The following is a 25,062-nucleotide window of genomic DNA, read 5'->3' as shown; positions in this document are numbered from 1 at the left end:
CTTTTAGTAAACGCTTTATTTTAAATCTGATTACAAATTGGCTTTAATTTTTGCTATAACAGCTTCATATTCTGCATCAGATAAATAGGTTTTTTGAGGGTTCATTTCAAAAACACTTCCAAATCCGTAACCATCTTTGTATTTAGGAACAATGTGTATGTGTAAGTGAGATAAGGTGTCACTAAAAGCACCGTAATTGATTTTATCAGGATTAAATACTTTTGCGATAGCTTTTGCAACTGTAGCTACATCTGCCATAAATAAATTGCGCTGTTCATCGCTTAATTCATATAATTCAACTGCATGGTCTTTGTAAACTACATTTAAGCGGCCTGAATATGATTGTTCTTTAAAAAGAAAAAGCTGGGATACTTTTAAATCTGCAATTTTTATCATTAATTGGTGTAAGGTATCATTGTTTTGACAATAAAGGCATTCTGAAACTGGACTAGGCATATTCTATGTTTTAATAATGGTTTGAAATAAATTAGTTTTGCGGGCAAAAATACTTTTTATTTTAAAAGAAAAAACTTTTTCTGCTTTTCAAATTGAAAGAGGCAGAAAAAGTTTTAGTAAAGTTAAAACCTGATTTTAGGCTATAGTTTGTATTTTAAGCTCACCATTACCTGACGAGGAGCAATTGGGTTTGTGCTATAATTTTCGTGTACGGTATAGTTTAACTCATCTGTTAGATTAGATAATTTACATAAAAGAGATACTTTTTTCCATTCGTAGCCTACAGATGCGTCAATCGTAGCGTAACCTTTTAATGGAATGTCACGATCTCTGATAGTAATTGTATATGTTTTTGGATTAGTTGAAGGTTTGTTTTCTGTCCATAAGTAATCGTCATTCCAGCCTCCGGTACGGTCTCCAATATAGTTTCCAATTGCACCAAAAGAAAATCCTTTTAATATTCCTTCAGGTATTTTGTAGAAAAAACTCAAATTTGCAGTATGTCTTGGTGTTCTTGCTAAGATATCACCAACAACTAAACTTCCGCTTGTTCCAGATGATTTTGAAACTTTAGTTTCATTAAAACTATATCCGGCCATAATGTTTAAACCTTCTACAGGTCTTGCGGTAACATCTATTTCAATACCTTTTCCTTTTGTAGCTCCAACTAATTCTTTTAAATTAGTATTTACGTTTTCAGAAACACCATCAGCTTGATATTGTGCGGTTTGTGCCAAATTGTTGTTTTCAATCATATAAACTGTTACGTTGGTACTTAAATCTCCTTTCCAGAAATCTTTTTTGATACCTGCTTCGTACTGATCAATTATAGATGGATTTAGTGGTTTTAAATCAACAGTTGTTCCTGTATTAGGTGTAAATGAATTAGAGTAGCTGGCAAAGATTGACATATCTTTATTAGGCTGAACAACCAATCCAGCTTTTGGAGAAAAAGCTCTGTTTAAGACTTTTGCTGCAGTTGTTGGAGTTGCAACTTTTGTTGTACTAACCTGACTTTCCTGCCATGACCAACGGATTCCTCCTAAAAATTTTATATGGTCTGTAATCGAAATTAAATCTTGTGCAAATGCGCCAAAACGTTTCGTGTCTGTTGTAGCTAATTGAGTTATTCTGTTGCTGTAAGGAACGTTAAGGCTTTGTGTGCTGTAGTCATAGTTTAATATATTTATGGCTTTTGCCTCTGTTGTTACAAGATCAGCAGGTTTTGCAGGATCATAAAAACCAAAAGTATAATTTGGAGCTGTAGAATATTCATAGTCAACCCCGGTAAATATTTGATGTTTAATTATTCCGGTATTCAAGATTCCCTGAAGATTCAATTGGTCTCCAAATATATTTTCTCCGGCATCAGCTTTTGTTAAACCTCTTTTCCACAGAACTTCTTTTTCACCAGTTGAACTATTTGTAGAATAGACTAAATTAGACAATTGTGCTGTTGATGTCTGAGTTCGTCTATATGACTGAAAAGAAGAATTAAAACCTAATTTCCAATTATCATTAAAGCTGTGATTAAGAATTAATGACACACTTGAAGACTTCGTATTTCCGGTTGACCAAAGTGCTCCGAAAAACTGATTGCGTGGTAAATCTAAAATTTCTTTTCCAACAATTCCGGTTCCAAAATCAGGAGTCCAGTCGGCACTTAGGTAATCTCCTTGTAATGTAATGTGAGTTTTTTCCGTAAGATTGAATAAGAGCGAAGGATTAAAATAAATACGGTCGTTTTTCACATAATCCCTAAAGCTTTCCGAATTTTCGTAAGAAGCATTAATACGATAAGCGATTGATTTATTTAAGGGACCGTAAAAATCGATCGATGGTTTGTAAAAAGCATAACTTCCCATTTGCATGGATAATTCACCGCCTTCTGTAAATTTTGGTGTCTTGGTAACTAAGTTTAAGATTCCTCCTGGTGTAACATTTCCAAATAATAATGCTGATCCCCCTTTTAAAAATTCTACTCTTTCTAAACCTGATACATCAGGAATAGATCCTGTATTGTAGCGAAATCCATTTTTAAACATATTATTGGTATCCATCGTATAACCTCTTGACCAAAAAGATTCCTGTGCACCACCACGGGCTGAACCTACATAAACGCCATTAGCATTTTTTATAACGTCACTTAAACGAATAGCCTGCTGTTGTTCGATAACTTCACTTCCAACAATCTGAACACTTTGTGGTAAATCCATTACCTTAATTCCTGAGCGAGCTGCAGAAATTGGTTTTTTAGGTTTATTTGCAGTAATCTTAACTTCATTGAGAACTTCACCCTTTTTGTTTTTTACAGTATCATTAATAGCAGATGCAGTATCGTTATTTGAATAATCCTGACTATAAGCAGCAAAACTTAGAAATGATAAACTGAAAAGTAAAATATATTTCATGGTGTTTATTTAGAATAATTTAAAATAATTTTTTGCAAATATAGAAGGTAAGTTTATTATTTAAAAGTTTATTTAGATTAATTATTTTTAATTTTACAACTATCTGTTTGTTAATTATTTACTAAGTTTTTTTTAGGATATTTTTAAAATAATGTAAGTAAAATTTTATGTAATAATAATGTTTAAACAAAAAAAGCCCTTTTCGGGATTGAAAAAGGCTTAATACAATTAAATTTTAAATTTATTTTACGGCAATTAAATAAGTTGCCATTTTCCAGATTTCATCGTATTTTTTTCCGTTGTGTTCACCGGTCGTTTTTTCAGTATAAGCAAATTCTACCATGTAATTTCCAGACCAGATTGGCGTAAAAGAGATTTCTCCTTTATCATTTGTCCATAATTCTTTTTCCCAGCCATTTGGGGCAATCACTTTTACTTTTTGCTTTTTGGCAGATGCACCTTCGTACAAAGCAAATACGTTGATGTTAGCATTTTTCTTAGCTATATCAGCATTTTCACTAAATAGTCCAATTATATTATTATTTGCTGTAGCATAATTACCTGAAGTTTTGTTTCCTACTACAACTGTAGCACTTGAGTTATAATCTAAAACCATAGTTCCGTAAACATCTTTTACTTTATGGTGCATTACAATGGTGTAAACCCCGTCTTCATCAGGAGTGAAAAATGCCTGATATTTATTATCCAATGCTTTAGAAGTTAATTTTGTTTCTTTTTTTGAAGGTGAAACTAAAACTAAAGTAAAGTCTTTTAAATCTGAAAACCATTTGTCTGCTTTAGTAATATCGTTATCTGCGAATTCTCCAAAATAGATAGATATTTCCTGAGCTTTGCCTTTTGTACCAATAGCTTTTGTTTCGATCCATAAAGCATGAGCAAATAGGGAAGGTGTTGCTATAAGCATCAGCAATAAGAGAGTTAATTTTTTAATTGAATTTGATTTCATAGTACAATCTGTTTATGTTGGAAAATTTATATTTCACAAACTTAATATTTATTTAGAATAATTAAAAACAATAATTTGTGTTTTTAGTCATTTAACTTTTAGAATCTTCTGAATAATTCTAAAATGCCATCATGTTATGTGGTGAACATTCGCTAAATTCAAAACATTATTTGGTTTGTGAGCCGTTATCGATGAATAGCTGAAAAAAAAGCAATGAATTCATTGACATTTGAGTAATAGCAGAAGATGAAAATCCTTAAATTATGCAATAGATAAATTGTTTTTATAAACTGTAGCAGAAAAAAAGTTTTCATCACTTTAGATTAAAAATTAAAGGGAGCTGATTTTAAAATTAGCTCCCTTTTGAATTAATCAGATGTTTTTTAGAGTTTATAGCTAAAACTAGCCACAAGATTTCTTGGTTTTTGAGGATTTACAGTACCCCATCCACCATTAAAATATTCTTTGTTGGCAATATTATTTAGGTTTAGAGCTACTCTCAATTTGTTTGTTGCGTAAAAAACAGATCCGTTTATAACAGTATAGGATGGGAGTATAAATTTACCGAGTATATCACTATTTACGATTGCATTTTCACTCGCATAATTTCCTCCAAAACCTAAACCAAAATCTCTCAGGGTTCCAGAGTTAAATTTATAGGTTGCCCAAAGGTTTAGTAAGTTTTCAGGTCCTGAATAGGTTGGTCTTTTACCTTCTTCCAGCCAAACATTATCTGTGTCCCCTTTCGTAACTTTACTATCGTTATAGCTATATCCTGCAATTACATTCAACCCTTTCGCTGGTGACGCATTCAAATCAAATTCAAATCCTTTGCTTCGGGCTTCTCCTCCCTGAACACTATAATTGAAATTACTTGTTACCAGATTCGCAACATTTATATCATAATAACTTACAGTTGCATGTAATTTATCTGCTAAAAGATTTGCTTTTATACCAAATTCTAACTGATTAGCGTGCTCTGGTTCAAAAGTCTGAGGATCAGATGGGTTATTGTTTGGCGCGACATTTTTGAAACCATTCATGTAATTGGCAAATAAGGCTAACTTGTCTTCAATTGGCTGATATACTAATCCAAATTTTGGAGATAATGCCGTTTGATTATAATCATCTTTGTCGTTAGTAATGTTAGCTTCATTATCAAAATAATCTATACGCAAACTTGCCATTGCAATCAATTTAGAGGTTATATTAATTACATCAGAAGCATAAATGCTATACGCACTGTTTCTTAAATTATCATTGCTGGTTCCGGTAGTTGATAGTAATTTATCTACAGATGAACTAGTTAGATAATATGGATTGTTATCATCATATTGTCTGATTTCTCCCTGGGGAGTAACTTTGTAAACGCCATTCCATCCCGTGCCTCCGTACATTAAATTTTTTTGAAAATAATCAAGTCCGATTACAATTCTATTGCGCATTTTTCCAATTTTGAAATCGCCTGTAAAATTTTGCTGAATATCAGTTGTGGTCGTGAAAGAATTCTCTTTTGTAATGTAGATAGAGAAATCTCCCTGTCCATCTTCATTATCGGAAAGATAAGAGTAATATCCTTTAGATTTTGTCGAACTTTTTGATAGTACTGTTTGTGAAGTCCATTGTTCCGATATTTTATAATTCATCTGGGCCTGCAAATTGTATTTAGGGTTTTTTACAGACAAATCATTGTTGGTAAAAGATAACTTTGTGTTATAATTTAATTCTTCGATATTGGCAAATTGCAAGTATTTGCTTCTTCCTAAAAATAACATTGCAGGAGTTGTTTTTTCTTCCTGCATAAATTCGGTATTAATCAGGAAAGATAATTTTTCATTAACCTTATAAGACAGGACAGGAGCTAAAAAATAGGAAGTACGGAAACCGGCATCCTGAAAACTGTTTTCTGTTTGATAGGCGGCATTAACTCTGAGTAAAACATTATCAGAGTCATCCACAGCAGTATTAACATCAGCAGCAACCCTGTTAAGCCCGAAACTTCCTGTCAGATAAGATACTTCTGCAGCAAAACCGGAAAAAGGTGTTTTTGTTACTGTATTGATAAGTCCGCCGTAGCTAATAAGACTGCTTCCAAACAAAGTTCCCGACGGCCCTTTTATAACTTCGATTCTTTCAATATTAGCAGGGTCTAAAGTACCATTTGTTAATCCAGGTAATCCATTTACAAGATTTGCTTGTAGTTGAAACCCTCGCAATGAATAAAAAGATCCGCCATTTCCGGCACTACCTGTGGACTCCCACAGTTTTTGAATTCCGGGAACATTTTTCATTGCATCCTCGAAATTAGTTATGGCTTGTTCTTTTAGTAAATCAGCTGTTACGACATTGTAAACTTGTGGATTTTCAATGTTTTTAAGAGGCATTTTTGAAACAAAATTACTTTGCTTTGGGAAAACTTTTGCCCCATTACTATATATGGTTACTTCCTTTAGTTCCTTATTCGAAACTTTCAATTGCAAATTAAGAGTAGCTGTTTTATTTTCTGAAACAGTTATTTCCTGTTCTAGAGTTTCATATCCAGTCAAAGATACTTGTAATGTGTAAATATTTGCCTTTAGTTTGTTAAATTCAAAAAAGCCATCGTTATTAGTAAAAGTACCATATTTTGTATTTTTAAGAATGACATTTATTCCAGCTGCTGGCTCGCCGTCAGATGTAATTATAATTCCTTTTAATTTTCCATTGCTTTGTGAAAGAGAGTTGGTAGTTGAAATTAAGAATATGCAAATTATAAGATGCACTATTCTTGGGTTAAGATGGTTCATTTTCTTTGGTATTATTGGTATTATTGCAAATCTAAAAATTTAATAATACAAAAGTAAATTATTGACTCATACCCCTATAAATAGTTGTCTTAAGCTCTTTTTTTATAAGAAAAACACCCTAAGATTAGAAGTTCAGATCAAAGTGAATTTTTACTTAAAAAACAAATTTTTAGTTATAAAAAAAAATGGCTTTCAGATTTTGAAGACCATACTTTATAATATTATTTTTTTTGCTTTTTTGTTCTTTCTTCCCCACCAGATTAAAAAACCTGTGACAAGCAAACTTGCTGATACAAGACTGGCAATAAAAGCTAATACTTTTCCGGGAAATCCTAAAATGCTGCCTACGTGTAAATCATAATTGATGAATCGGAATTTCTCACCATTGCTTTTATCTTCATATTGTTATAGTTTGATTATATAAACTCGTAAGGTTTTGAATTTAAGTATTTATCTTAATATATGTACAATTCTTTTTTAAGAAAGGATAAAAAGAGTGATGTTGGTTTAAAATAACTTAATTTTGCAGTCTGAAAAATGATTTCATGATTTTACCTTTCTTTAAAAACATACAAAATACTCCGCGGGGCTATCGTATAGCCAATACTGTCTTTTTTTTCCTTTCAGGTTTTGGATATTCTTCATGGGTATCAAGAATTCCGCACATTCAGTCGCAACTGCATTTATCTGAAGCTCAGTTTGGAGCTGTTTTGTTTGCATTTCCGATTGGTTTAATGCTAACAATGCCTTTTACCGGAAAATTATTAAACAAACACAGCAGTCGGTATATCATGCTTTTAGGAGCTATCATGTTTAATATTGTATTGTCTTTACCGGGCTTAGTGGCTTTTGTATGGCAATTGGTTATTGTACTTTTAATATTCGGGGCTTCACGTAATATTTTTAATCTATCAATTAACGCACAATCGCTTGAGGTGCAGAAATTATATCCAAAATCAATTATTACCCGTTTTCATGCGGTTTGGAGTATTGCCGTTTTTTCGGGAGCAGGCTTAGGGTATGTTATGGTTACACAGCATATTGCACCTTCACATCATTTACTAGGCGTAAGTGTTTTTATGCTCGCGCTTACGGCTTGTTTTTATCCGCTAAGTATTCATAATGAGCCGGTTCCTGTTAAGAAGAAGTTTTTTGCAATGCCGGAAAAAAATCTGATAAAATTTGCTGTAATTTGTTTCGTTTCAATGGCTTGCGAAAACACCATGTACGACTGGAGCGGTATTTATTTTGAAAATATATTGAAAACATCCCCAAAATTAACCAGTGCAGCATTTGTATTTTTTGCAACAGCGGTGACTTTAGGACGAATATTTGGAGATTACGGTGTAACGAAATTTGGGATTAAAAAAATTCTGCTTTACAGTGGTATATTAATCACGGCAGGTTTTGCCATTTGTTTTATCCTTCCTTATCCTTATCCAACCATCTTTGGTTATGTTTTGATTGGTTTTGGGGTTTCTTGTGTAGTACCTCTTGTTTTTAGTATAGCAGGAAGGTCATCAAAATTAAACAGTGGTACGGCCATAACTTCTATATCTACAATTGGTTATCTTGGCTTCTTACTGGTTCCGCCAATGGTGGGTTTTATATCTGAATATTTAAGCATGAAATGGGCGTTTTTAATTATGGCGCTTTTGGGTATTCTGATGATTTTTATGGTGAACAAGATAGGGGAGAATGAGTGATTTTCTAAGCTTTTAAGAGTTTTTTTTCTAAAAAAAAATTAGAAGGTTTAAAAATTCCGTAGGAATGAAAATATATTGTAGCAACAGATTTTAATTCGTTGGGGAAATATAACGCAACAGATTTAAAGTTCCGTAGGAACGATACGTTTTTAAAGTTAACAGATTTAAAAATTTTTGACACCCTCTATTTTGTAAGCTTCTTCAAACATTGATGCTATTTTTATGGCTTCATTTTGATTGTTTGTAAAAGCTTGGAAATAATAAATTTCCAATAATAGTTTTTATTAAAGGAACTTTTTCAATATGAATGAAGTTATTATTAACCTAAATTATTTCTTGGTCATAACAAATTTCTCCGAACTAACTTTTCCATTCAACTTTCCTAAAATCTCAGCAGTCAAAGTGTTATTAGTACCTTTTGTATAAGTAATTTTTTGAGGATAATCGTGTTTCAGATTTTCGAAAACCAATTGTTTGTCTGATTCCAAAGTAGAAGTGAAAAAGACCGGTTTGTCTTCATTTTGACCTTTTACAGTTGCTTTATAAGTAAGTGTTTCACCTAATTGAGCCAAAATAATACTTTCAAAATGCAAAGTATCTTTTCCTTTAATAAAATAAGAAGTAGCCGAAAAAGTACTATCGTTTAATTTTTCCCAGTTTTCGGTTAAAATTCCATCCGGATTTTTGTTTTCCCAGTTTCCGATAAGCCAGTCAGCTTTCTTGATTTTGTCTTTTTCGATGCTTTCTTTCTTCTGGCAGGAAACGAAAGTTATTATAAGTGCGATAAGAGTAATTTTCTGAAACATATCTGGAAGTTTTTAGTATTAATATTGCGTTACTAAAGTATGAAAAAGAATTGTTTATTTGTGAAATGTGAAATGTGAAATGTGAAATGTGAAATGTGAAATGTGAAATGTTTATTCTTTAACATCTAACATTTTACTTTTTACTTTTTGCCACATAAAATAGAATAAACTAATTCCTTTGTTGGTTTTTGATCTTTTAGTTTTGCTCTCACTTCATCAAAAGTTACTTTAAAATCACAACCCGATTTATATTCTGCGCAGCCATAAGCGGTTTTGCCTTTTAAAATTGTTCCTTTTTTACATTTTGGACAGGCTAAGGAATCCGAATTTTCTTTTGGTTCCGTTTTTTTATTAGTTTTCTTTGGTTCTAGTTTCAGTTTATAATTTTCTTCAAAACGAATTAAACCTTCGACTATTTCAGCTTCTAATTTAAAGCCTTTTATGTTGACAGTTGAACCTTTTTGAACCAATCGTATATATTGACTTTCCGTAATTTTTTTATCATGAAAAACAAAAGGCAGTACAAAGTCGCAACCCGATTTGTATTCACTGCATCCAAAAGCTGTCTTTCCTTTTATAATAGTTCCCTTTTGGCATTTTGGGCAAGTTTCTGCTGCAATTCCGGAAGCTTTCTTTTTTTCTTTTTCGGCTTTAACAACAGGTAACTGAATTGTTGCCGCATGCGAAATATTAGCATGTCTGGTTTCGCTCCTGACTTCGTTTACCAAAGCTTCTACCATGCGTTTCATGTTCTTAATAAAAGCTCCTGCTGTAAAAGTTCCCCTTTCAATGTCTTTAAGCTGCTTTTCCCAGGAACCAGTCAATTCGGCCGATTTGATTAGTTCATTCTGAATCGTTTCAATAAGCTGGATTCCGGTTGGTGTTGGTAATACCTGTTTTTTGTTTCGAACGATATACTGACGTTTGAAAAGCGTTTCGATAATATTCGCACGTGTTGATGGTCGACCGATACCGTTTTCTTTCATTAACTCACGCAAATCTTCGTCATCCACTTGTTTTCCGGCCGTTTCCATGGCACGTAATAAAGTTGCTTCTGTAAACTGATTGGGCGGTTTGGTTTCTTTTTGCAGGAATGAGGGTTCATGCGGTCCTTTTTCACCCACAACAAAATTCGGCAGTAAATCGGGTTCTTTTTCTTTAGCGTTCGGATCTTCAAAAACTACCCGAAAACCTTTTTTGAGAATCTGTTTTCCTGTTGCCTTAAAGGTTACATCTGCTGCTTTTCCGATAACGGTTGTATTAGCAACCACACAATCATCATAAAAAACAGCAATAAAACGTTTTGTAATAATATCATAAACCTGCTGCTGGTTATAGGGCAGATTGATCTCGATTCCGGTTGGGATAATCGCATGGTGATCTGTTACTTTTTTATCGTTGAAGACCTTTGGCGATTTCTTGATTTTCTTTTCTAAAACAGGCTGAGTCATTTCCGCATAACGGGTTAGCTTTTGCAGAATTCCGGGTACTTTCGGATAAATATCACCGGGTAAAAAAGTGGTATCAACTCTGGGGTAGGTGATTACTTTCTGCTCATATAAAGTTTGCGCGATTTTAAGCGTTTCTTCTGCCGAAAACCCAAACTTTTGATTGCAATAAACCTGTAAACCTGTTAGGTCAAATAGTTTCGGCGCATATTCATTTCCGTTCTTTTTATCAACAGAAACAATTTCGAATTCGCTTTCTTTGACTTTTTCTGCCAGAATTTCTCCGTCTTCTTTTTTCAGGAAACGTCCTTCTTCATAACTAAAAAGCGTTTCACGGTATAAAGTCTGCAATTCCCAATAGGGCTGAGGCCTGAAGTTTTCGATTTCCTTAAATCTGTCAACCACCATTGCTAAAGTTGGTGTCTGTACACGCCCAATGGACAAGACTTGTTTGTATCCGCCATGTTTTACGGTGTACAAACGTGTGGCATTCATACCTAACAACCAGTCACCAATGGCTCTGGAAAATCCGGCGTAGAATAAATTATCGTAATTAGATGAAGGTTTTAGGTTTTCAAAACCTTCTTTTATGGCTTCGGTAGTTAGGGACGATATCCACAAACGCTGTACCTCACCTTTGTAGTGCGCTTCGTTCATCACCCAGCGCTGAATGAGTTCTCCTTCCTGTCCGGCATCCCCGCAGTTGATGACCACTTCGGCTTTGTCGAATAAACTTTTTATGATTTTAAACTGCTTTTCGATCCCTGAATTCTGAACTACTTTAGTTTCGAATTTTTCAGGAAGCATGGGCAGGTTATTCAGATCCCAGCTTTTCCAGTGAGGCTTGTAATCATTGGGTTCTTTTAAGGTGCATAAATGTCCAAAAGTGTAAGTCACAGCGTAACCGTTACCTTCGTAATAGCCATCATGTTTATTGTTGGCTCCCAGAACGGAGGCAATTTCTCGTGCTACACTAGGTTTCTCAGCAATACAGACCTTCATTTTCTCTTTTATTGGAAAGCGAAATTAAGGATTTTTTACAAAAAAGCTACTAAGGTTTTGAGATACTATCTGCATCGGCTGCGGTAAAATAGGCAAGCGGAATTATACTTTAAAAAGATCAATTCTTTGCATCCAGGAAACTTCAGATTTTAAAAACTGAAGTTTAGTTTTAACGACCCTATCGCTTTTATCTCTTGGGTTTTTAGTCATAAATCGTGCTGTTGAAGTATTAAAATCTAAAGTATATTTATCATCGAAATCTTCTGGTTTGTTTGCTGTAAAAGAAATAAGGTTATCTTTTACGCTCCATTTTCCTTTTCCGTATTTGTTTACTTCTGGTGGTGTTCCATTTTGCATTTTTGAATAGGAATAAAATACAAATGTTCCATCCTGATTTAAAGTCAATTTATATTCGATTGTATGCTTTCCTTCTTCGCTAAGTGAACGGGTGTAATCACCAGTGAATTGATTTGATTGTGCAAACAAAATAACATTACAAAGCAGTAATAAGGTAGAAATGAATAGTTTCATGGGTTTCTTTTTATTTTTAAACACCTGGGTTAACTTTTTGAAAATATTGCATATCAAATTCCTTTTTGGATATATTGTATATTTCTATTGTAAAAAGTTTCCGAAAAATAGGAATTTTTTCACTATGATCATAAAATAATTTTCTTCTTAAATAATCACCGATTTTTCGTAACCAGGTCATGAAGGGTAAGAATAAGTTTTTTACTCATTACAAAAAAACTCCAACATTGTTTTCAGGGCATCTTTAGAATGCATTTTTTCCCCATTTTCAAGTGATTCCTGTGCTGCTTTTGATGCTCTTTTTAGCATGTTTATTTCATAAAAAGAAATAGCTTCTACTATTGTAGTATAATCATCAGAAGTTAAATATTCACTTAATTCCAAAGCATCAAGCATGGCCATATTAGCGCCTTCTCCGGCAAATGGAGGCATAACATGTGCAGCATCGCCAATAATTGTGATATTTGGCATTGTTTTCCAGGATTGGTCTAAGGGCATACAATTGATAAGTCTTGGGATAAAAGGCACAGATGCGTTTTCGAATAGTTCGTGCCAGATATTGCTCCATTCTGGATAACTGTTTTTGAACCAATTTAAAATTTGCGTTTTATCAGTGTAATCCAAACTGTTGTTAACAGCCCAGTTTTTAGATGCCCTGAAACTTGCATAAAATCCAATAGCGTCATCTCCTTTTTGACCTATTAAAATATTTTTTTCGTTCCCAAAAGCCATTATTTTCCCGCCATTTAAAATTTTATGAATAACCGGTACAGACTTTTCCGAATCATAAATTGTGCCTTCAAGCATCGTTATGCCTGAATAGAATGGTTTGATATCTGTAATGTAAGGACGAATTTTAGAATTGGAGCCATCAGAACCAATCACAAGATCTGCATAAACAGAATTTCCGTTTTTGAAATGCAGTAACCAGCCTTCGTTTTGAGGTTGCATTGAAATAAAATGACTATCCCAGATAACGGTTTGTGGCAGTAAGGATTCGAGTAAAATTTTTCTCAAAGCACCCCGGTCTATTTCAGGACGAAAATGTTTGTTGCCAAAATCCTGTTCGAGATTGGTATCGTGATCACTGAAAAATATGGTAGCATTTTCATCTGTAATCAGGGTTTTATCAGCTCCTGGCAGAAAATTATTTAGGAACTCATTAAATAAACCGGCTTTATGAATTGCAGCTAAACCCGATTCGTCATGCAAATCCAGCGGTGCGCCCTGTACTCGTGAATGTTTATTTACATCCCGTTCATACACTTTTACGTTTACATTTTGAAGTTGTAAAAGTCTGGCTAAAGTAAGTCCGCCGGGACCGCCGCCAATAATAGCGATTTTTTTATTTTCTAGTAGCATTTCTATCCTGTTTAAAATTAATACAGGACAAAATTATTGCTGTTTCAGAACAGATAATAGTATAAATCGGTCATCTTTATTTTTTAATAACTCACGGGGAACTACACCTGAAAATTTCTTTATTTCTTTTATAAAGTGAGTTTGATCTGTAAAGTTTAATTCTGGGAATAGTTTTCCCTTTGCAATATGTTCTAGTGATGCTTTGAAACGCAAAATTTTGCAGAAGGCGTTTAATGAAAGACCGAATTGCTTGTTAAAATAACGATTGATTTCCCTGCTGCCCCAGGATATTTTTTCTGAAAGTTCTTTTATTTTTATTTCACCGTTTGACGCGTAAACCATTTTAAAAAGTTTGCGTTTTCTTTCATCTGTTTCTTTAGGTAACAGTTCTTTTAATTTTCTGGCTATTTTAGTGTGAAAGGCATCAAAATTTTTCAGATCGTCATTGGTCATACCCCAAAAGTTTTCGGGTAAAATTTTGGCACTGTTTAAAATATCAGCAATAGAAGTCTGTAAAAGATATTCGACTCCCAAGGGTTTAAAACTAATTTTAAAAGCAAGTGTTTTTGCCGGAATAATTTGTTGTTCAGGTACATTTTCAAGACCAATAAGTGCGATTTGAAATGCATTAGATTCAGATTTCATAAAAAACAAATCAATCCTTCCGTCTGGCAGTAAGACCACTTCCATGGGTTTGTCTGACTTGTTATGAAACATCCCAATGTTTTCTACAAAGTCAAGAAGTGGTTCGTCTGGCTCTATAGCTTTGTAGTAGAAGTCTTTGTTCATATTTCATGTTTGTATTCGTTGTTTACGAAAGTCAAATTTATTACAAAATATTGATGCAAGTTCATTAGTACCTTTATAAATAAAAAAAGCGGCAAGAATTACTTCCAGCAGCTTTTTTCTGTGAGCATAGTTTTTATTCGTTGTTTATTATAAATTCATTTAGTTCAAACCAGTGTTATTTTGTGAACACTGAAGTCTGTGTATATTTTGATAGGTACTTTAACTATTATTAAAAAAAATGATTTATCCGTTTGTGCTTTTTAAGGAATGCTTCTTCTAACAATTTCTTTTACTCCTCCGTTTGTTATAATTACAGCGTTATAATTTTCTGATTTTTCCTTAATAAATTCAATTGTTCTGTCATTATTGTCTGCTCTGAAAAATTTCGTTTTGGATTCCGGTATAAGTTCTGTTTCTACACTGTTATAATAAAGTTTGCCGTCAATTTTTAGTATTTCGATATTGTTGCCGTACTTGCCTTTATATTTGTCATATAGTGAAGTATCTATTTTAGTTTGATAATGTTTATACGGAATTTCTACATCTTTTTGGAATATAATTCCGGATAGCGCATAAGCAATAATATGTGACAATGATTGATTATTCGATAAAACAGTTATAAATACATTGTCATTTGTAAATCGATTGAGAGAAGTCATTGCTCCAAAAAAACCGCCATCATGCGCAATTAGCTGATGTCCGTGGTTGTAAAAAGGGTTAATCATAAAACCATATCCCCAATTTTGTTCATTATAGGAAGTAAACATAAGCTTCTTCATCTCTGTTGATAAAATTTCTGTTCCATAAAGGGCTTTGTCCCATAAAGCCAGATCTTCAACAGTAGAATAAATTCCATCATGTCCAATGTTAAATTCCCAATTAATATAAGGATTGTTCAAATATTTATTTTCTGACCGGATATAATTTCTTGCTTTACGAGATATTAATTCATCGTTAGTGATTACGCCTGAATTATTCATTTTACATTTCTCAAAAATGTTCACTTTTAAATAATCAGCATAGGTTTTGTTTGATACTTTTTCAATAATACGAGCAAGTAAATAGTAGCCTATATTACTGTAAGATGTATTAGTGCCGGGTGAAAACAAAAGTATTTTTTTTTCAATATGCTTTAATGCATCATCCTGCGTAATAATATCTTTTAGTATAACATGCTTTTTTACTTCTTCCTGTGTTATTGCTACTTTGCTTAAATATAATTCATCATAATCCATTTGTAATCCTGACATATGGCAAAGTAACATATGAATTGATATACTATCTCCTTTTGGAAAGTCCGGAAAAAACTTATTTAATTTATCAGTAAGTGACAATTTTTTTTTGGCTGCCAGTTGTAAAATTGCAGCGGCTGTAAATTGTTTCGTTACAGAAGCCAAACTGAATTTTGTGTCTGTAGTGTTTTTGATATTCCATTCGTAATCAGCTAAACCATAAGCTTTCTTAAGTAAAACGGTATCGTTTTTTGATATTAATACTGTTCCGCTAAATTGATTAATGTCAACTTGCGCCTGCATATATTTTGCCAGATTAGCTGATACATTCTTTTGCCCAAAAAATAGTGATGTAAAAAGCAGAAATATAAAAGTTTGTAATGATTTCTTTAGGGGGTTAATTTTTTTCATTCTATTTTTTACAATTAGTGATTATTTTAGTTAGTAATTTATCTAATAATTCAATTTCATCGTTTGATAATCCTTGCAGTGCAGTTTGTCTGTTTTTGTTTATGATTGGTGTTAAAAGCGCTATAGTTTTCTTTCCTTTAGAAGTTATTTCCAGATTAAACTTCCTTCTGTCTAAAGGATTTATATTTCTGATTAAATACTCTTTTTTTACCATTAATTCAATTATTCGGGTAACAGAAGCATTGTCTTTAAAAATTAATTCGGCAATTTCTTTTTGAGAGAGATTAGGATTATTGTTAAGAAAAATCAATAATAAACATTGATCAACGGTAATATCATTTATTACCTTGCTTATATTTTTCTGTGCTATTTTTCTGTATTCTTTTATAGTTTGTTCAACAGTATAAAGAACTGTTACGGTTTTATTATTTTTCATGAATAAAATATTTGATACAAATATAATTGATATATCAATTAAAAAAAATATTTGACACTTATTTTAAAGGATTAACCGTTTTATTTTTTATACTGCAATTTTACCTTTGTAATTAATTGAATATTAGTTTTTTACGGAAATATTTGAAATTAAACATTAAAAAAAGGTTGATTTTTGCTATAGAGTTACTAATAATATGCATAAAAAAACCACAGTCTTTTGTCTGTGGTTTTACATTTTATAATTTCTGATTTTTTAAAATTAAAAGTTGGTTTATTGAGTTTTTAATTTTAAACGCAAATTAAACTCCCTTACAATTTCCTTAACATGTTCCTGTTTGATTTGTTTTCTGTTTAAACCCTGCAGATTTTGTACATATCCTGTAAAAACATGGCTAAAATAAAGTGGCGAAACATTGTTAGTATTGTAATAGGTGTTATGGCAGGAGAAACAGTTAACAAGGTCATTTACTGAAGTCTGATGTATGGATGTTGGAGAAAATCCTGCCTGAACATAAGTTTCCATAGTAATGTTGTAAGCAGCAACAGAGCCTCTTGTCAATTTTCCGGGTTCTGAATTTGAAAGATTATAGCTTAACGAATTTAGTAACGCCGCCTGTTGTTGTGGTGTATTATAACCGGCCGTATTAATCCATATTGAGCCATTATAAAAATAATTATTCCAAATTCCCTGCAGCTGTGACTTAACGCTTTGATTTATAGTGCGAATATTATTTAAATTCTCTGAACCATTTTGACTTGTTTTCATAAAAAGCTGGACATTAAAAGAACCTTTCATCGCTTTTTCAATTGGTACACCATATTTATAAAGTGAAAAAACATCAGTATAAATTCCATTTCCTGAAGTTATATTCTTAACTGTTGCCGTGCTGTTTTTATTAAAAAACGGATAGTCAACTGTACTGGTTACCGGAGCATCGGATGTTGGTGTAGCTTTTGACCAGACGTAAGCAGGAGCAAGATTTTCATGTTCGAATGTTGCCCATACAAATTCTGGATGGTTTTCTACAACTCCTACTACGTGCATTCCTAAAAGGGCCACTTTTGTTTTTACGCCATTAATTACTCCCTGAGTAACAAAATAAGAAGAAGGATCTTTGAGAATACTGGCATCAATCCAGGATGTTTTTAGTTCTAATGAACCTACAGGAAACGTCATTTCTTTAATTTTTGATGGGTCATTTTTTGCTATAGGGCCATATTTTAGCATGGTTGAGTAAAGAAGGTTATCCATGAATATAGAATAATAAACTGTAGCTGATTTTGGAACAGCAGGAGTTTTTAAAATATCAGTAGTAGAACTTGCCTGGGCAGTATCTGTTAAAACTATTCCATTACTTGGATCTAATTTCTGACCAGCCGCATTCACCTGAATCATATTAGTCATAAAGAATGGAACCCCATTTACCTCATTCGTAAGCCAAAGAAATTTTTGCCATGACCATTGATGAAAGTCACAATTAGATACTGTTGCATTGTTGGCAAATACGCTTGTTGGCCCTTCATTTGGCGGAGGAGTCTGGCGGGTGTTGTTTACGATTGTAAACCAGTTAGCAGGAGCTAAACATTCGGAAGCAGCGACGCTATTTTTTACAGCTGTGTAAGTAGCTTTTTCTTCTTTTGCATCCTTTTTACAGGCACACAATAAAATTAGCGTAAATAAAAATAATATTTTTCTGGTAGTTTTCATAATTGGATTTCTTAGTTAATTTATTACGAATCTCTTTTGAAGACCTGAAACTAACCAATTAGGAAACTGACTTTAAAATAAATGTCTTAAGCCTGCTATATTTAGGTACAAAGTAAGTAAAAACAGGGATAAATAAATGGCCGTATAATCAATCATTTAAACATTTCATGAATTATATTATTAATTTTAAAAGTAATGGCAAAATAAAATGACATTTTTTAACACAGTAGGGTTATAAGATAAACTACAAATAAAATCTCGTAAATAAAGGAAAAATCGATATTATAATTGTCTTCATTGAAAGTCTTTATTTATTTTTCTGCTCCTTTTCCTTTGTTTTTGGACAAAATATAAACTGATAATATAAAAACTATCATATACAGCCCATCCAACCAGGGTTTTTGAAAACTTAGATTTTTAAAATCGAAATGTTTAAATAATGTCCATCCTAAAATGATTGCTATTATTCCAATTATAAACGAAGGTGCTTTTTTATTTTCCATCTTTTTAGTGTTTTGTTAATAAATCAATTGTTATTCCTAGAGCGAATATTAAGATGAAGAAGGTTATCATTCCCAGAAGATAGCTCATTAATACTTTTACATAATTGGCGGCTTTCTTTTCTTCGAAAAAATTTCCGGTTGCCCAGGTTAAATAAACGATACTAATCATTCCTGCTATGTTTAATAATTTTACGTGTAAAATTCCTTCAGCGAAAGCGAAAAAAGAAAAAATGAGCATTGATATTCCCTGAACGAAACAGAGCATTACGAGCAATTCAAAAAAATTATAATTATATTTTTTAAAAAATAATTTCAGCCAGATCGCAATGAATGTACTGGTCATAATATTCAGATATCCATAATTGTTTTGCATCCATCCCAGAATTTTGAACAATGCGGATTTTTCTAATACCTGATATTTTATATACTCATCTTCAATATGAAAAAAATGATTTATAAAACTATAAATTAATGATGTCAGGATTATAAAAATAACAGGTTTCACCAGACGGCTTCTATTTTCAAAAATATAATTCCGGATATTTTGTCCGGGATTTATAAAAAGTTCTTTGATAGTAAATAAAATCCCACGTTCAAAATGCAATACATGTTCGATTTCATGAATTATGTAATGCCCGTCAATTCTTTTCAGTTTTGATGGTCGTCCGCATTCTGGACAAAAGTTAAAATCGAATTCACTCTTACAGTTTTTGCAAATCATTTATTTTGATAATTGATAACAGAAATAATTTTTTGTTTAGGCTCTAAAAAAATAGCTGTATATTAAAATTTTTCAAGAGTAACCCAATGCTAATAATTTCTTATAGATTTCTTGATTTTATTTCTTGGTTGATTAGTTTAAAATTGATGATAAGGGGCAGAAACGTTATTGGTAATATAAAAACGGGTATAAACGAACCTATAGAATTATTTTCAAGTTTATTTTCAGACCAAAGATATATCAATATAGTTATTGCTAAAAAATACACAATTGAAAGACCAATTGAAGCGCCTTTTAGCAAAGTTTTCTTTTTACGCAACTGTTTGTCTGTTAGTTCTTCATACATGTTTTTCTTCATAATCTTAATATTTTTTGAATGAAAACTTAAATCAAAATAGTATAAATTGTCTCAAATATTTTCCGGAGGAAATTTACATATTGAATTTAAGTTTCATAATTAAAAACTAAAATCAATTACAAAAGAAAGGAATCATTATAAATTTTACTTTACACTTTTGTGTAATTTTTAATACTTTTATCAGATGGAAAACGAAAAACATTCATTGCTTAACAGAGCCAGGATAAAAGAAGTATTTAAAGAGGATACGCTTCAGTTCAGCAATTATCTGGAAGTAATAAAGTCTTTTGCAAAAATTACTTATCAAAGTGTTTACGTTATTGATTATGAGAAGATGAAATTTGAATACGTTTCAAATAACCCTCTGTTTTTATGTGGTTATTCTTCTGAGGAAGTACTAGAAATGGGATACGAGTTTTATTTTAGGAATGTTCCGGAAGAGGATTTGATGTTATTGAACGTAATTAATAACGCCGGATTTGATTTTTATGATAAATTGCCAAATAATGAGGAAAGAAAATTATACAGTATTTCGTATGATTTTTCCCTAAAGGGGAAATACGAAAAACCTATTCTTATCAACCATAAATTAACCCCACTTTTTTTAAACGTAAAAGGAGATGTATGGAAATCATTATGTATTGTATCTATTTCTCATAAACGAAAATCGGGAAATGCTGTTATTAACAAGGAGGGTTCAACTGATTACTGGGAACTTGACTTATCAAATAAGGCATGGATTTACAAGCATAAGCCTAAGCTTAAGGACAAGGAGATTGAGGTATTACGATTGTATGCCCAAGGTTTAACAATAAATCAGATTGCCGAAAAAATGTTTGTTTCTCCTGATACGATAAAATATTACAGAAGAAAAATTTTTGAAAGTTTTGATGTTAAAAATTTTTCAGAAGCGCTTTCATTCGCAATAGACAATAAAATCATCTGAGTTCTTAGCTTTTTTATATTATCTGCTGTTATTTTATAGTTTTCACTTTTTTGGATTTTTTTTGGACTTAAAAAAAACTATTCATCTTGTCCATTCCGAAAAGGACTGTTTTTTCATTATGATCGTTGTGTATTCCACAACCATATTCTGCAACTTTTATAAAAGTGTCAAAATAGTTGTTTCTATGTATTTTCATAGGACTTAATTTTGCTATATTTTTTTTATTTTAAATGCGTTCCATTTATAATGAAAACAAAAAACTCCTCATTTTCATGAGGAGTAAAAAAAACAAAAAATAATATTTATTAAAAATTGAAAGATACTGAACCTAAAACGCTTCTTGGATTTTGCGGGTTGATTGTAGACCATCCTTTGTAATATTCTTCATTGGTTAAGTTATCAACTTTAACGGCAAGTCTGAAATGTTTCGCATCATAAAACGCTGTAGCGCCTAATACTAGATATTCGGGCAAATAAAATTTCCCTGCAATATTTCTGCTTAATGTTGCATATTCACTTCCGTAATTGGCTCCAAAGCCAAAGCCTAACCCTTTTACAAAATGATCAGTAAATTTATAACTTGTCCATAAATTAGCAATGTTGCGCGGACCGGCATCTTCAGGACGTAAACCAACAAAATCAGCATTTCCTTCTTGTAATTTACTTTCGATATAAGAGTATCCTGCAGTAAGGTTCCAGCCTTTTAAAGGGACGAATAAAAACTGTGCTTCAAAGCCTGTATTGTGCTGTTTTCCGTCTTGTGTAATAAATCCGTTTGTATAGTCTCCTACGAAAATGGTTTTGTCATTAACTGTAATATCAAAATAACTCAGAGTTCCGCTAAGTTTGCCATCAAAGAAATCTACTTTTACACCGCCTTCGTACTGAATAGACTGTTCTGGCTTTGCGAAATAATTTGTTGCTACTCCGGCGTTATAATCAGCAACTTGCTGAGGACGGCCAAAACCATTTTGATAATTAGCAAAAAGAGAAACCCTTTCTTTAACTGGTTGAAAAACCAAACCAAATTTTGGTGACCAGTTAGAGAAGTTTTTGTTAAAATTATCCCCTCCAAATGTATTGTATTTCGATTTGTAAACATCAAAACGTACTGCAGCATTAATAAACAATCGGTCAGAAATATTGAAAACATCTGAGATATAAACACTGTAGTTGTCTAATGTAGCATTCGTTTCCGGTTGGGCGGTAATTACCTGATCGGCACCACTTTCTGTCAAATCACCTGAGTCGTCTCCTTGTGCATTCAATTTCATCGGACTTCCGTAAGCAGTATGCAGATAAGGAAGTAAAGCCTGAAACTGAACATTGTTTGTGCCACCTACGTGAACAAATCCCTGGTTTCCATAAGAACTATTGTTGGTAACAATTTTTTCGTGATAATAATCACCACCTACTAATAATTTGTTGCTTAAATTGTCATTGATTTTAAAATCGCCTAAAAAATTCTGTTGTACGTCAAGTCCTCTGTTTAAGGCATCTTGCTTACTTACCGAGCGGACATAAATGGCACCATCAATTGGGCCAAATGCAGAAGAAAAATTTTGCTCAATTCTTGATGTCTGTTCAAATAAATATGTGTAGTAACCTTTAGAATAAGAAGTATAATTAGAGAATGATGTTTTAGAAGACCATTGACTATTAAACTTATAATTCATCGTTGCCTGTAGATTGTAATACGGATTTTCTAAAGTCAAATCATTGCTTGTGTAAGATCTGTTAGGGTCATATCCTGTTTTTGCTACTGTATTTGCTCGAACAGGAGAAGCTCTGTCCACAAAAAGCATAGTAGGATTTGTACCTTTAGAATTCATAATTTCTGCATTAACCAAAAATGATAACTTATCATTGATAGTCCACAATAGGGAAGGGGCTACAAAAAATGATTTGGAGAAACCATAATCCTGAAATGTTTCTTTATTGGTATAAGCAGCGTTTATGCGAAAAGCAGTTTTGTTATCACTGGTCAGTACCTGATTATGATCGAAAGTTGCCCGGTGTGTATTGAAGGATCCGAAACTATAGGCAACCTCAGTTTTCGTGCGGTCAAAAGGCTGTTTTGTATTGATGTTGATTAAACCGCCATGTGAAGTCAAAGCACCGCCGTATAATGCCCCTGATGGTCCTTTAATAACTTCAATTGTTTCAACATTTGCAGGATCCGGAGTTCCGTTGCCTACATTTGGCAATCCGTTTTTTAATCCCGGTTGAACAGAAAAACCTCTTGTGCCATAATAACCGCCTCCATCAGAACCACGCCCGGTTGATTCCCATAGTTTTACAACGCCAGTCGCGTTATTAAGTGCATCATCAAAAGATATGTTTACCTGATCTTTTAACATTCCTGCAGTAATGGATGTCACTACCTGCGAATTTTCCATGTCTTTTAATGGCATTTTCGATACTGTAGTGCTTTTTTCTCTTTTGTATTTAGATTTAGAGGTGACTTCAACTTCATGTAAACAATTGATAGTGTCTTTTTTTACCTCTTGTGCGAAAGTGGCAACAGAAAAAAGAATTGCTGTGGAAAGTAAAATTTTATGCTTCATTATTATTCAGATTAATTAAAAATAGCGAAGCAAAAATAGATACTTATTGGGTAAAGACAAAATTATTTAGAATAATTAAAAATAATTTTCTTGAAATATTGATTTATAATACGTTAGCTGTTGGTATGCATTTGATTTATAAGTTTTACTTTTTTCTCGCGAGTACAACCCAGTCACGCTGATCTTTTTCTTCAACAAAATTTTCAATTGAAAATAGTATTTCAAAACCTAGTTCTTTCATTAAGTTAAGGACAAAATCTTTTGACAGGCAGCTGTAATAAAACGGTTCTCCAAACATGCTATCAATGTGTTCGTCTTCTACTTTTCCGTGTGTAAAAAGGAAATAACCTCCAGGTGCTAATAAGTGAAAGACTTTGCTGTAAATTTCTTCTTGCCGCTCTTTTGGAAAATGAAAAAGAGAATCCCAGGCTATAATTCCGTCAAATTTTGCGTCTGATTCAAAATCAAAAAAATCGGAGAGATAAAAAACGGTATTTTTAATTCCTTGAGATTGGGCTGTTTCAATCATTTTAGCCGATTGATCTATGCCAATTATGGAAAAATTGCGGTTAGAAAGATATTTGGCTATTGGCATTCCGGTTCCGCAGCCAATGTCTAAAATAGTTCCTTCTGAATTTACATGGTCAGCAAAATCAATGATGGGTTTGTTTATAAAAGTATTGTTTCTGGCTTTAATCCAGTTGTCAATAATTTTATTGTATGAGTCTGCGTTTGTCAAAAGTTTACTATGTTTTATTTCTTTTTAATAGGCGCAAGTAACAAATAAAAAATCCAGGCAAACCATGATATAAAAAGTACAGCCAAAATCCATGCTAATTTTTCTCCACCAGTAGTTTTACGTGAGAAGAGAATACTTATTATTGGTAATAGCCATACAAAATGCTATGACACCAAAATTATCAATAAACCAAAACCTGAATTATCCATTTTTTTATTCTTTTTAGTAAATTAATAAGATTTTACAAATCTTTAATTAAATCACTTGGTTCTATTTTTAAAGATTTAGCGATTTTAAATAAGGTACTTATTTTCATTTCCTGAGTACCTTTGATGTATTTCCTTAAAGTTTCTACATCCATTTCTGCATCATGCGCAACCTCTCTTTGTTTTAATTTATTATCCTGAATTATTTCTTTTATCCTGATTCCCAATTGTTTTACAACTTCTGGAATTTCACTTTTTCTTGTTCTTTTCATAGTAATGAAATTACAAGTAATCGATTGTTTTTAAGCGAATGTTTACATTCGGTTGTATGTGACTGATTTTTTGTATTTTTGATTTGCAATAGATAACTCTAACTTAATAATGGAAACAAAACATAAAGAACAAGTAGCAGAATTTCTTCAATCAATGTATGCCGCAAAAAAGTTTAAAAAACTAAAACCGCATCATAACAGTGATAATTCATTTAACGTATCACTAAAAGTATCCGGTTACAACCAATTAAACTTAATGGTTTCAGATTTATTAAAAGCAAGTATTCTTTTGCTTCATCATGATGCGCCAAGTTTGCCAAGCCATACCGTAAATACGGATATTAATGTAATGACTTTACTTGAAATTGCCTTACAGCTATTGCCGGAAGAAGAAATGGAATTGTTAGATGAATTGCGTAAGCTTCAGGTGTGATTTTTATATAAAAGCGCACAAAAGTAACTGAGAAATTTGCGCTGTGATTATCAGGAAAAAAAACGATTTTAAAGAATTAGGCTAAAAGTCAGGAGACTTTTGACAGGTTTGTAATTTATAAGACGCATAAGAAATTACGCAAAGTCAGAGACATTTGCCTTTACTTTGGATTTGATAAAAACTTTAAATTTATTCAAAGGAAAGCAGAGGTGAACTTTAGACTTTGCTAGTTAAGAACTAAGCTGCGCATTAGTCCTCTGCCTT

At 32.4% G+C, this 25,062-nt stretch carries 22 protein-coding genes and 2 pseudogenes; 3 read left to right on the top strand and 21 right to left on the bottom strand.

Annotated features, from left to right (window positions below; genetic code table 11):
* Positions 1-30: 30 nt before the first annotated feature.
* From K8B81_RS19695 to K8B81_RS19675, 5 genes and pseudogenes are all read right to left on the bottom strand, one after another.
* The gene (locus tag K8B81_RS19695; protein ID WP_223683256.1) at positions 31-456 is read right to left on the bottom strand and encodes an HIT family protein; all 426 of its coding nucleotides are present in this window, start codon (positions 454-456) and stop codon (positions 31-33) included.
* Between the two features lie 140 nt (positions 457-596).
* Positions 597-2,867 (bottom strand): TonB-dependent siderophore receptor, encoded by a 2,271-nt coding sequence (locus K8B81_RS19690; RefSeq protein WP_223683255.1) that lies wholly within the window; start codon positions 2,865-2,867, stop codon positions 597-599.
* Positions 2,868-3,108: 241 nt separating this feature from the next.
* A complete protein-coding gene (locus K8B81_RS19685; protein WP_223683254.1) occupies positions 3,109-3,834 on the bottom strand; it encodes a hypothetical protein in 726 nt (241 codons plus the stop codon).
* A 383-nt stretch (positions 3,835-4,217) separates the two neighbouring features.
* Positions 4,218-6,620, bottom strand: a complete 2,403-nt coding sequence (locus tag K8B81_RS19680) for a TonB-dependent receptor (RefSeq protein ID WP_223683253.1) — start codon at positions 6,618-6,620, stop codon at positions 4,218-4,220.
* 213 nt (positions 6,621-6,833) lie between these two features.
* A pseudogene (locus K8B81_RS19675) lies at positions 6,834-7,019 on the bottom strand (PepSY domain-containing protein); the annotation flags it as partial.
* A 146-nt stretch (positions 7,020-7,165) separates the two neighbouring features.
* Here K8B81_RS19675 and K8B81_RS19670 point away from each other — a divergent pair.
* Positions 7,166-8,326, top strand: coding sequence for an MFS transporter (locus K8B81_RS19670; protein ID WP_223683252.1), 1,161 nt, complete (start codon positions 7,166-7,168; stop codon positions 8,324-8,326).
* A 329-nt stretch (positions 8,327-8,655) separates the two neighbouring features.
* On the opposite strand, the gene K8B81_RS19665 is transcribed toward K8B81_RS19670, so the two are convergent.
* From K8B81_RS19665 to K8B81_RS19615, 11 genes are all read right to left on the bottom strand, one after another.
* The gene (locus tag K8B81_RS19665) at positions 8,656-9,132 is read right to left on the bottom strand and encodes a DUF6265 family protein (protein ID WP_223683251.1); all 477 of its coding nucleotides are present in this window, start codon (positions 9,130-9,132) and stop codon (positions 8,656-8,658) included.
* Between the two features lie 140 nt (positions 9,133-9,272).
* Complete coding sequence (locus K8B81_RS19660; protein ID WP_223683250.1) at positions 9,273-11,582, bottom strand: type IA DNA topoisomerase; 2,310 nt, start codon at positions 11,580-11,582, stop codon at positions 9,273-9,275.
* Positions 11,583-11,684: 102 nt separating this feature from the next.
* The gene (locus K8B81_RS19655) at positions 11,685-12,113 is read right to left on the bottom strand and encodes a hypothetical protein (protein ID WP_223683249.1); all 429 of its coding nucleotides are present in this window, start codon (positions 12,111-12,113) and stop codon (positions 11,685-11,687) included.
* Positions 12,114-12,314: 201 nt separating this feature from the next.
* On the bottom strand, positions 12,315-13,475 hold the full coding sequence (locus K8B81_RS19650) for an FAD-dependent oxidoreductase (RefSeq protein ID WP_223683248.1): 1,161 nt from the start codon (positions 13,473-13,475) through the stop codon (positions 12,315-12,317).
* Between the two features lie 33 nt (positions 13,476-13,508).
* Positions 13,509-14,264, bottom strand: a complete 756-nt coding sequence (locus tag K8B81_RS19645; RefSeq protein WP_223683247.1) for a helix-turn-helix domain-containing protein — start codon at positions 14,262-14,264, stop codon at positions 13,509-13,511.
* Positions 14,265-14,524: 260 nt separating this feature from the next.
* Complete coding sequence (locus K8B81_RS19640; protein ID WP_223683246.1) at positions 14,525-15,907, bottom strand: serine hydrolase domain-containing protein; 1,383 nt, start codon at positions 15,905-15,907, stop codon at positions 14,525-14,527.
* A gap of 1 nt (position 15,908) precedes the next feature.
* Positions 15,909-16,343, bottom strand: a complete 435-nt coding sequence (locus K8B81_RS19635) for a MarR family winged helix-turn-helix transcriptional regulator (RefSeq protein WP_223683245.1) — start codon at positions 16,341-16,343, stop codon at positions 15,909-15,911.
* Positions 16,344-16,616: 273 nt separating this feature from the next.
* Positions 16,617-18,053: a hypothetical protein gene (locus tag K8B81_RS19630; RefSeq protein WP_223683244.1), complete on the bottom strand. Its 1,437-nt coding sequence runs from the start codon at positions 18,051-18,053 to the stop codon at positions 16,617-16,619.
* Positions 18,054-18,364: 311 nt separating this feature from the next.
* The gene (locus tag K8B81_RS19625) at positions 18,365-18,556 is read right to left on the bottom strand and encodes a hypothetical protein (protein ID WP_223683243.1); all 192 of its coding nucleotides are present in this window, start codon (positions 18,554-18,556) and stop codon (positions 18,365-18,367) included.
* Positions 18,557-18,560: 4 nt separating this feature from the next.
* The gene (locus K8B81_RS19620) at positions 18,561-19,277 is read right to left on the bottom strand and encodes a DUF3667 domain-containing protein (protein WP_223683242.1); all 717 of its coding nucleotides are present in this window, start codon (positions 19,275-19,277) and stop codon (positions 18,561-18,563) included.
* A 100-nt stretch (positions 19,278-19,377) separates the two neighbouring features.
* Positions 19,378-19,635 carry a hypothetical protein gene (locus K8B81_RS19615; RefSeq protein ID WP_223683241.1) on the bottom strand — a complete coding sequence of 86 codons (258 nt, stop codon included), beginning with the start codon at positions 19,633-19,635 and terminating at the stop codon, positions 19,378-19,380.
* Positions 19,636-19,819: 184 nt separating this feature from the next.
* Here K8B81_RS19615 and K8B81_RS19610 point away from each other — a divergent pair, with 184 nt between their 5' ends.
* Positions 19,820-20,581 carry a response regulator transcription factor gene (locus K8B81_RS19610; RefSeq protein WP_223683240.1) on the top strand — a complete coding sequence of 254 codons (762 nt, stop codon included), beginning with the start codon at positions 19,820-19,822 and terminating at the stop codon, positions 20,579-20,581.
* Between the two features lie 67 nt (positions 20,582-20,648).
* Here the strand turns inward: K8B81_RS19610 and K8B81_RS21010 are convergent, their stop codons facing one another.
* The 5 genes and pseudogenes from K8B81_RS21010 to K8B81_RS19590 all read right to left on the bottom strand — a co-directional run bounded on the left by K8B81_RS21010 (position 20,649) and on the right by K8B81_RS19590 (position 24,365).
* Positions 20,649-20,777: a hypothetical protein gene (locus K8B81_RS21010; protein ID WP_262902750.1), complete on the bottom strand. Its 129-nt coding sequence runs from the start codon at positions 20,775-20,777 to the stop codon at positions 20,649-20,651.
* Between the two features lie 109 nt (positions 20,778-20,886).
* Complete coding sequence (locus K8B81_RS19605; protein ID WP_223683239.1) at positions 20,887-23,148, bottom strand: TonB-dependent siderophore receptor; 2,262 nt, start codon at positions 23,146-23,148, stop codon at positions 20,887-20,889.
* Between the two features lie 145 nt (positions 23,149-23,293).
* Positions 23,294-23,887: a class I SAM-dependent DNA methyltransferase gene (locus tag K8B81_RS19600; protein ID WP_223683238.1), complete on the bottom strand. Its 594-nt coding sequence runs from the start codon at positions 23,885-23,887 to the stop codon at positions 23,294-23,296.
* Positions 23,888-23,901: 14 nt separating this feature from the next.
* A pseudogene (locus K8B81_RS21105) lies at positions 23,902-24,033 on the bottom strand (PLDc N-terminal domain-containing protein); the annotation flags it as partial.
* 95 nt (positions 24,034-24,128) lie between these two features.
* Entirely contained in the window at positions 24,129-24,365 is a 237-nt protein-coding gene (locus tag K8B81_RS19590; RefSeq protein ID WP_223683237.1) for a helix-turn-helix domain-containing protein, read from the bottom strand.
* 109 nt (positions 24,366-24,474) lie between these two features.
* Here K8B81_RS19590 and K8B81_RS19585 point away from each other — a divergent pair, with 109 nt between their 5' ends.
* Positions 24,475-24,798 carry a hypothetical protein gene (locus K8B81_RS19585; RefSeq protein ID WP_223683236.1) on the top strand — a complete coding sequence of 108 codons (324 nt, stop codon included), beginning with the start codon at positions 24,475-24,477 and terminating at the stop codon, positions 24,796-24,798.
* Positions 24,799-25,062 lie beyond the last annotated feature (264 nt).

Source organism: Flavobacterium hibisci (genome assembly GCF_020026925.1).
Classification (GTDB): Bacteria; Bacteroidota; Bacteroidia; order Flavobacteriales; family Flavobacteriaceae; genus Flavobacterium; species Flavobacterium hibisci.
Note: the sequence above shows the minus strand (reverse complement) of the source record. Positions and strands in the feature narration are given on the sequence as shown.

What these genes read in the sequence shown, in the direction of transcription:
- K8B81_RS19695 (WP_223683256.1), bottom strand. Translation starts at nt 456, where the DNA reads ATGCCTAGTCCAGTTTCAGAATGCCTTTATTGTCAAAACAATGATACC.
- K8B81_RS19690 (WP_223683255.1), bottom strand. Translation starts at nt 2,867, where the DNA reads ATGAAATATATTTTACTTTTCAGTTTATCATTTCTAAGTTTTGCTGCT.
- K8B81_RS19685 (WP_223683254.1), bottom strand. Translation starts at nt 3,834, where the DNA reads ATGAAATCAAATTCAATTAAAAAATTAACTCTCTTATTGCTGATGCTT.
- K8B81_RS19680 (WP_223683253.1), bottom strand. Translation starts at nt 6,620, where the DNA reads ATGAACCATCTTAACCCAAGAATAGTGCATCTTATAATTTGCATATTC.
- K8B81_RS19670 (WP_223683252.1), top strand. Translation starts at nt 7,166, where the DNA reads ATGATTTTACCTTTCTTTAAAAACATACAAAATACTCCGCGGGGCTAT.
- K8B81_RS19665 (WP_223683251.1), bottom strand. Translation starts at nt 9,132, where the DNA reads ATGTTTCAGAAAATTACTCTTATCGCACTTATAATAACTTTCGTTTCC.
- K8B81_RS19660 (WP_223683250.1), bottom strand. Translation starts at nt 11,582, where the DNA reads ATGAAGGTCTGTATTGCTGAGAAACCTAGTGTAGCACGAGAAATTGCC.
- K8B81_RS19655 (WP_223683249.1), bottom strand. Translation starts at nt 12,113, where the DNA reads ATGAAACTATTCATTTCTACCTTATTACTGCTTTGTAATGTTATTTTG.
- K8B81_RS19650 (WP_223683248.1), bottom strand. Translation starts at nt 13,475, where the DNA reads ATGCTACTAGAAAATAAAAAAATCGCTATTATTGGCGGCGGTCCCGGC.
- K8B81_RS19645 (WP_223683247.1), bottom strand. Translation starts at nt 14,264, where the DNA reads ATGAACAAAGACTTCTACTACAAAGCTATAGAGCCAGACGAACCACTT.
- K8B81_RS19640 (WP_223683246.1), bottom strand. Translation starts at nt 15,907, where the DNA reads ATGAAAAAAATTAACCCCCTAAAGAAATCATTACAAACTTTTATATTT.
- K8B81_RS19635 (WP_223683245.1), bottom strand. Translation starts at nt 16,343, where the DNA reads ATGAAAAATAATAAAACCGTAACAGTTCTTTATACTGTTGAACAAACT.
- K8B81_RS19630 (WP_223683244.1), bottom strand. Translation starts at nt 18,053, where the DNA reads ATGAAAACTACCAGAAAAATATTATTTTTATTTACGCTAATTTTATTG.
- K8B81_RS19625 (WP_223683243.1), bottom strand. Translation starts at nt 18,556, where the DNA reads ATGGAAAATAAAAAAGCACCTTCGTTTATAATTGGAATAATAGCAATC.
- K8B81_RS19620 (WP_223683242.1), bottom strand. Translation starts at nt 19,277, where the DNA reads ATGATTTGCAAAAACTGTAAGAGTGAATTCGATTTTAACTTTTGTCCA.
- K8B81_RS19615 (WP_223683241.1), bottom strand. Translation starts at nt 19,635, where the DNA reads ATGAAGAAAAACATGTATGAAGAACTAACAGACAAACAGTTGCGTAAA.
- K8B81_RS19610 (WP_223683240.1), top strand. Translation starts at nt 19,820, where the DNA reads ATGGAAAACGAAAAACATTCATTGCTTAACAGAGCCAGGATAAAAGAA.
- K8B81_RS21010 (WP_262902750.1), bottom strand. Translation starts at nt 20,777, where the DNA reads ATGAAAATACATAGAAACAACTATTTTGACACTTTTATAAAAGTTGCA.
- K8B81_RS19605 (WP_223683239.1), bottom strand. Translation starts at nt 23,148, where the DNA reads ATGAAGCATAAAATTTTACTTTCCACAGCAATTCTTTTTTCTGTTGCC.
- K8B81_RS19590 (WP_223683237.1), bottom strand. Translation starts at nt 24,365, where the DNA reads ATGAAAAGAACAAGAAAAAGTGAAATTCCAGAAGTTGTAAAACAATTG.
- K8B81_RS19585 (WP_223683236.1), top strand. Translation starts at nt 24,475, where the DNA reads ATGGAAACAAAACATAAAGAACAAGTAGCAGAATTTCTTCAATCAATG.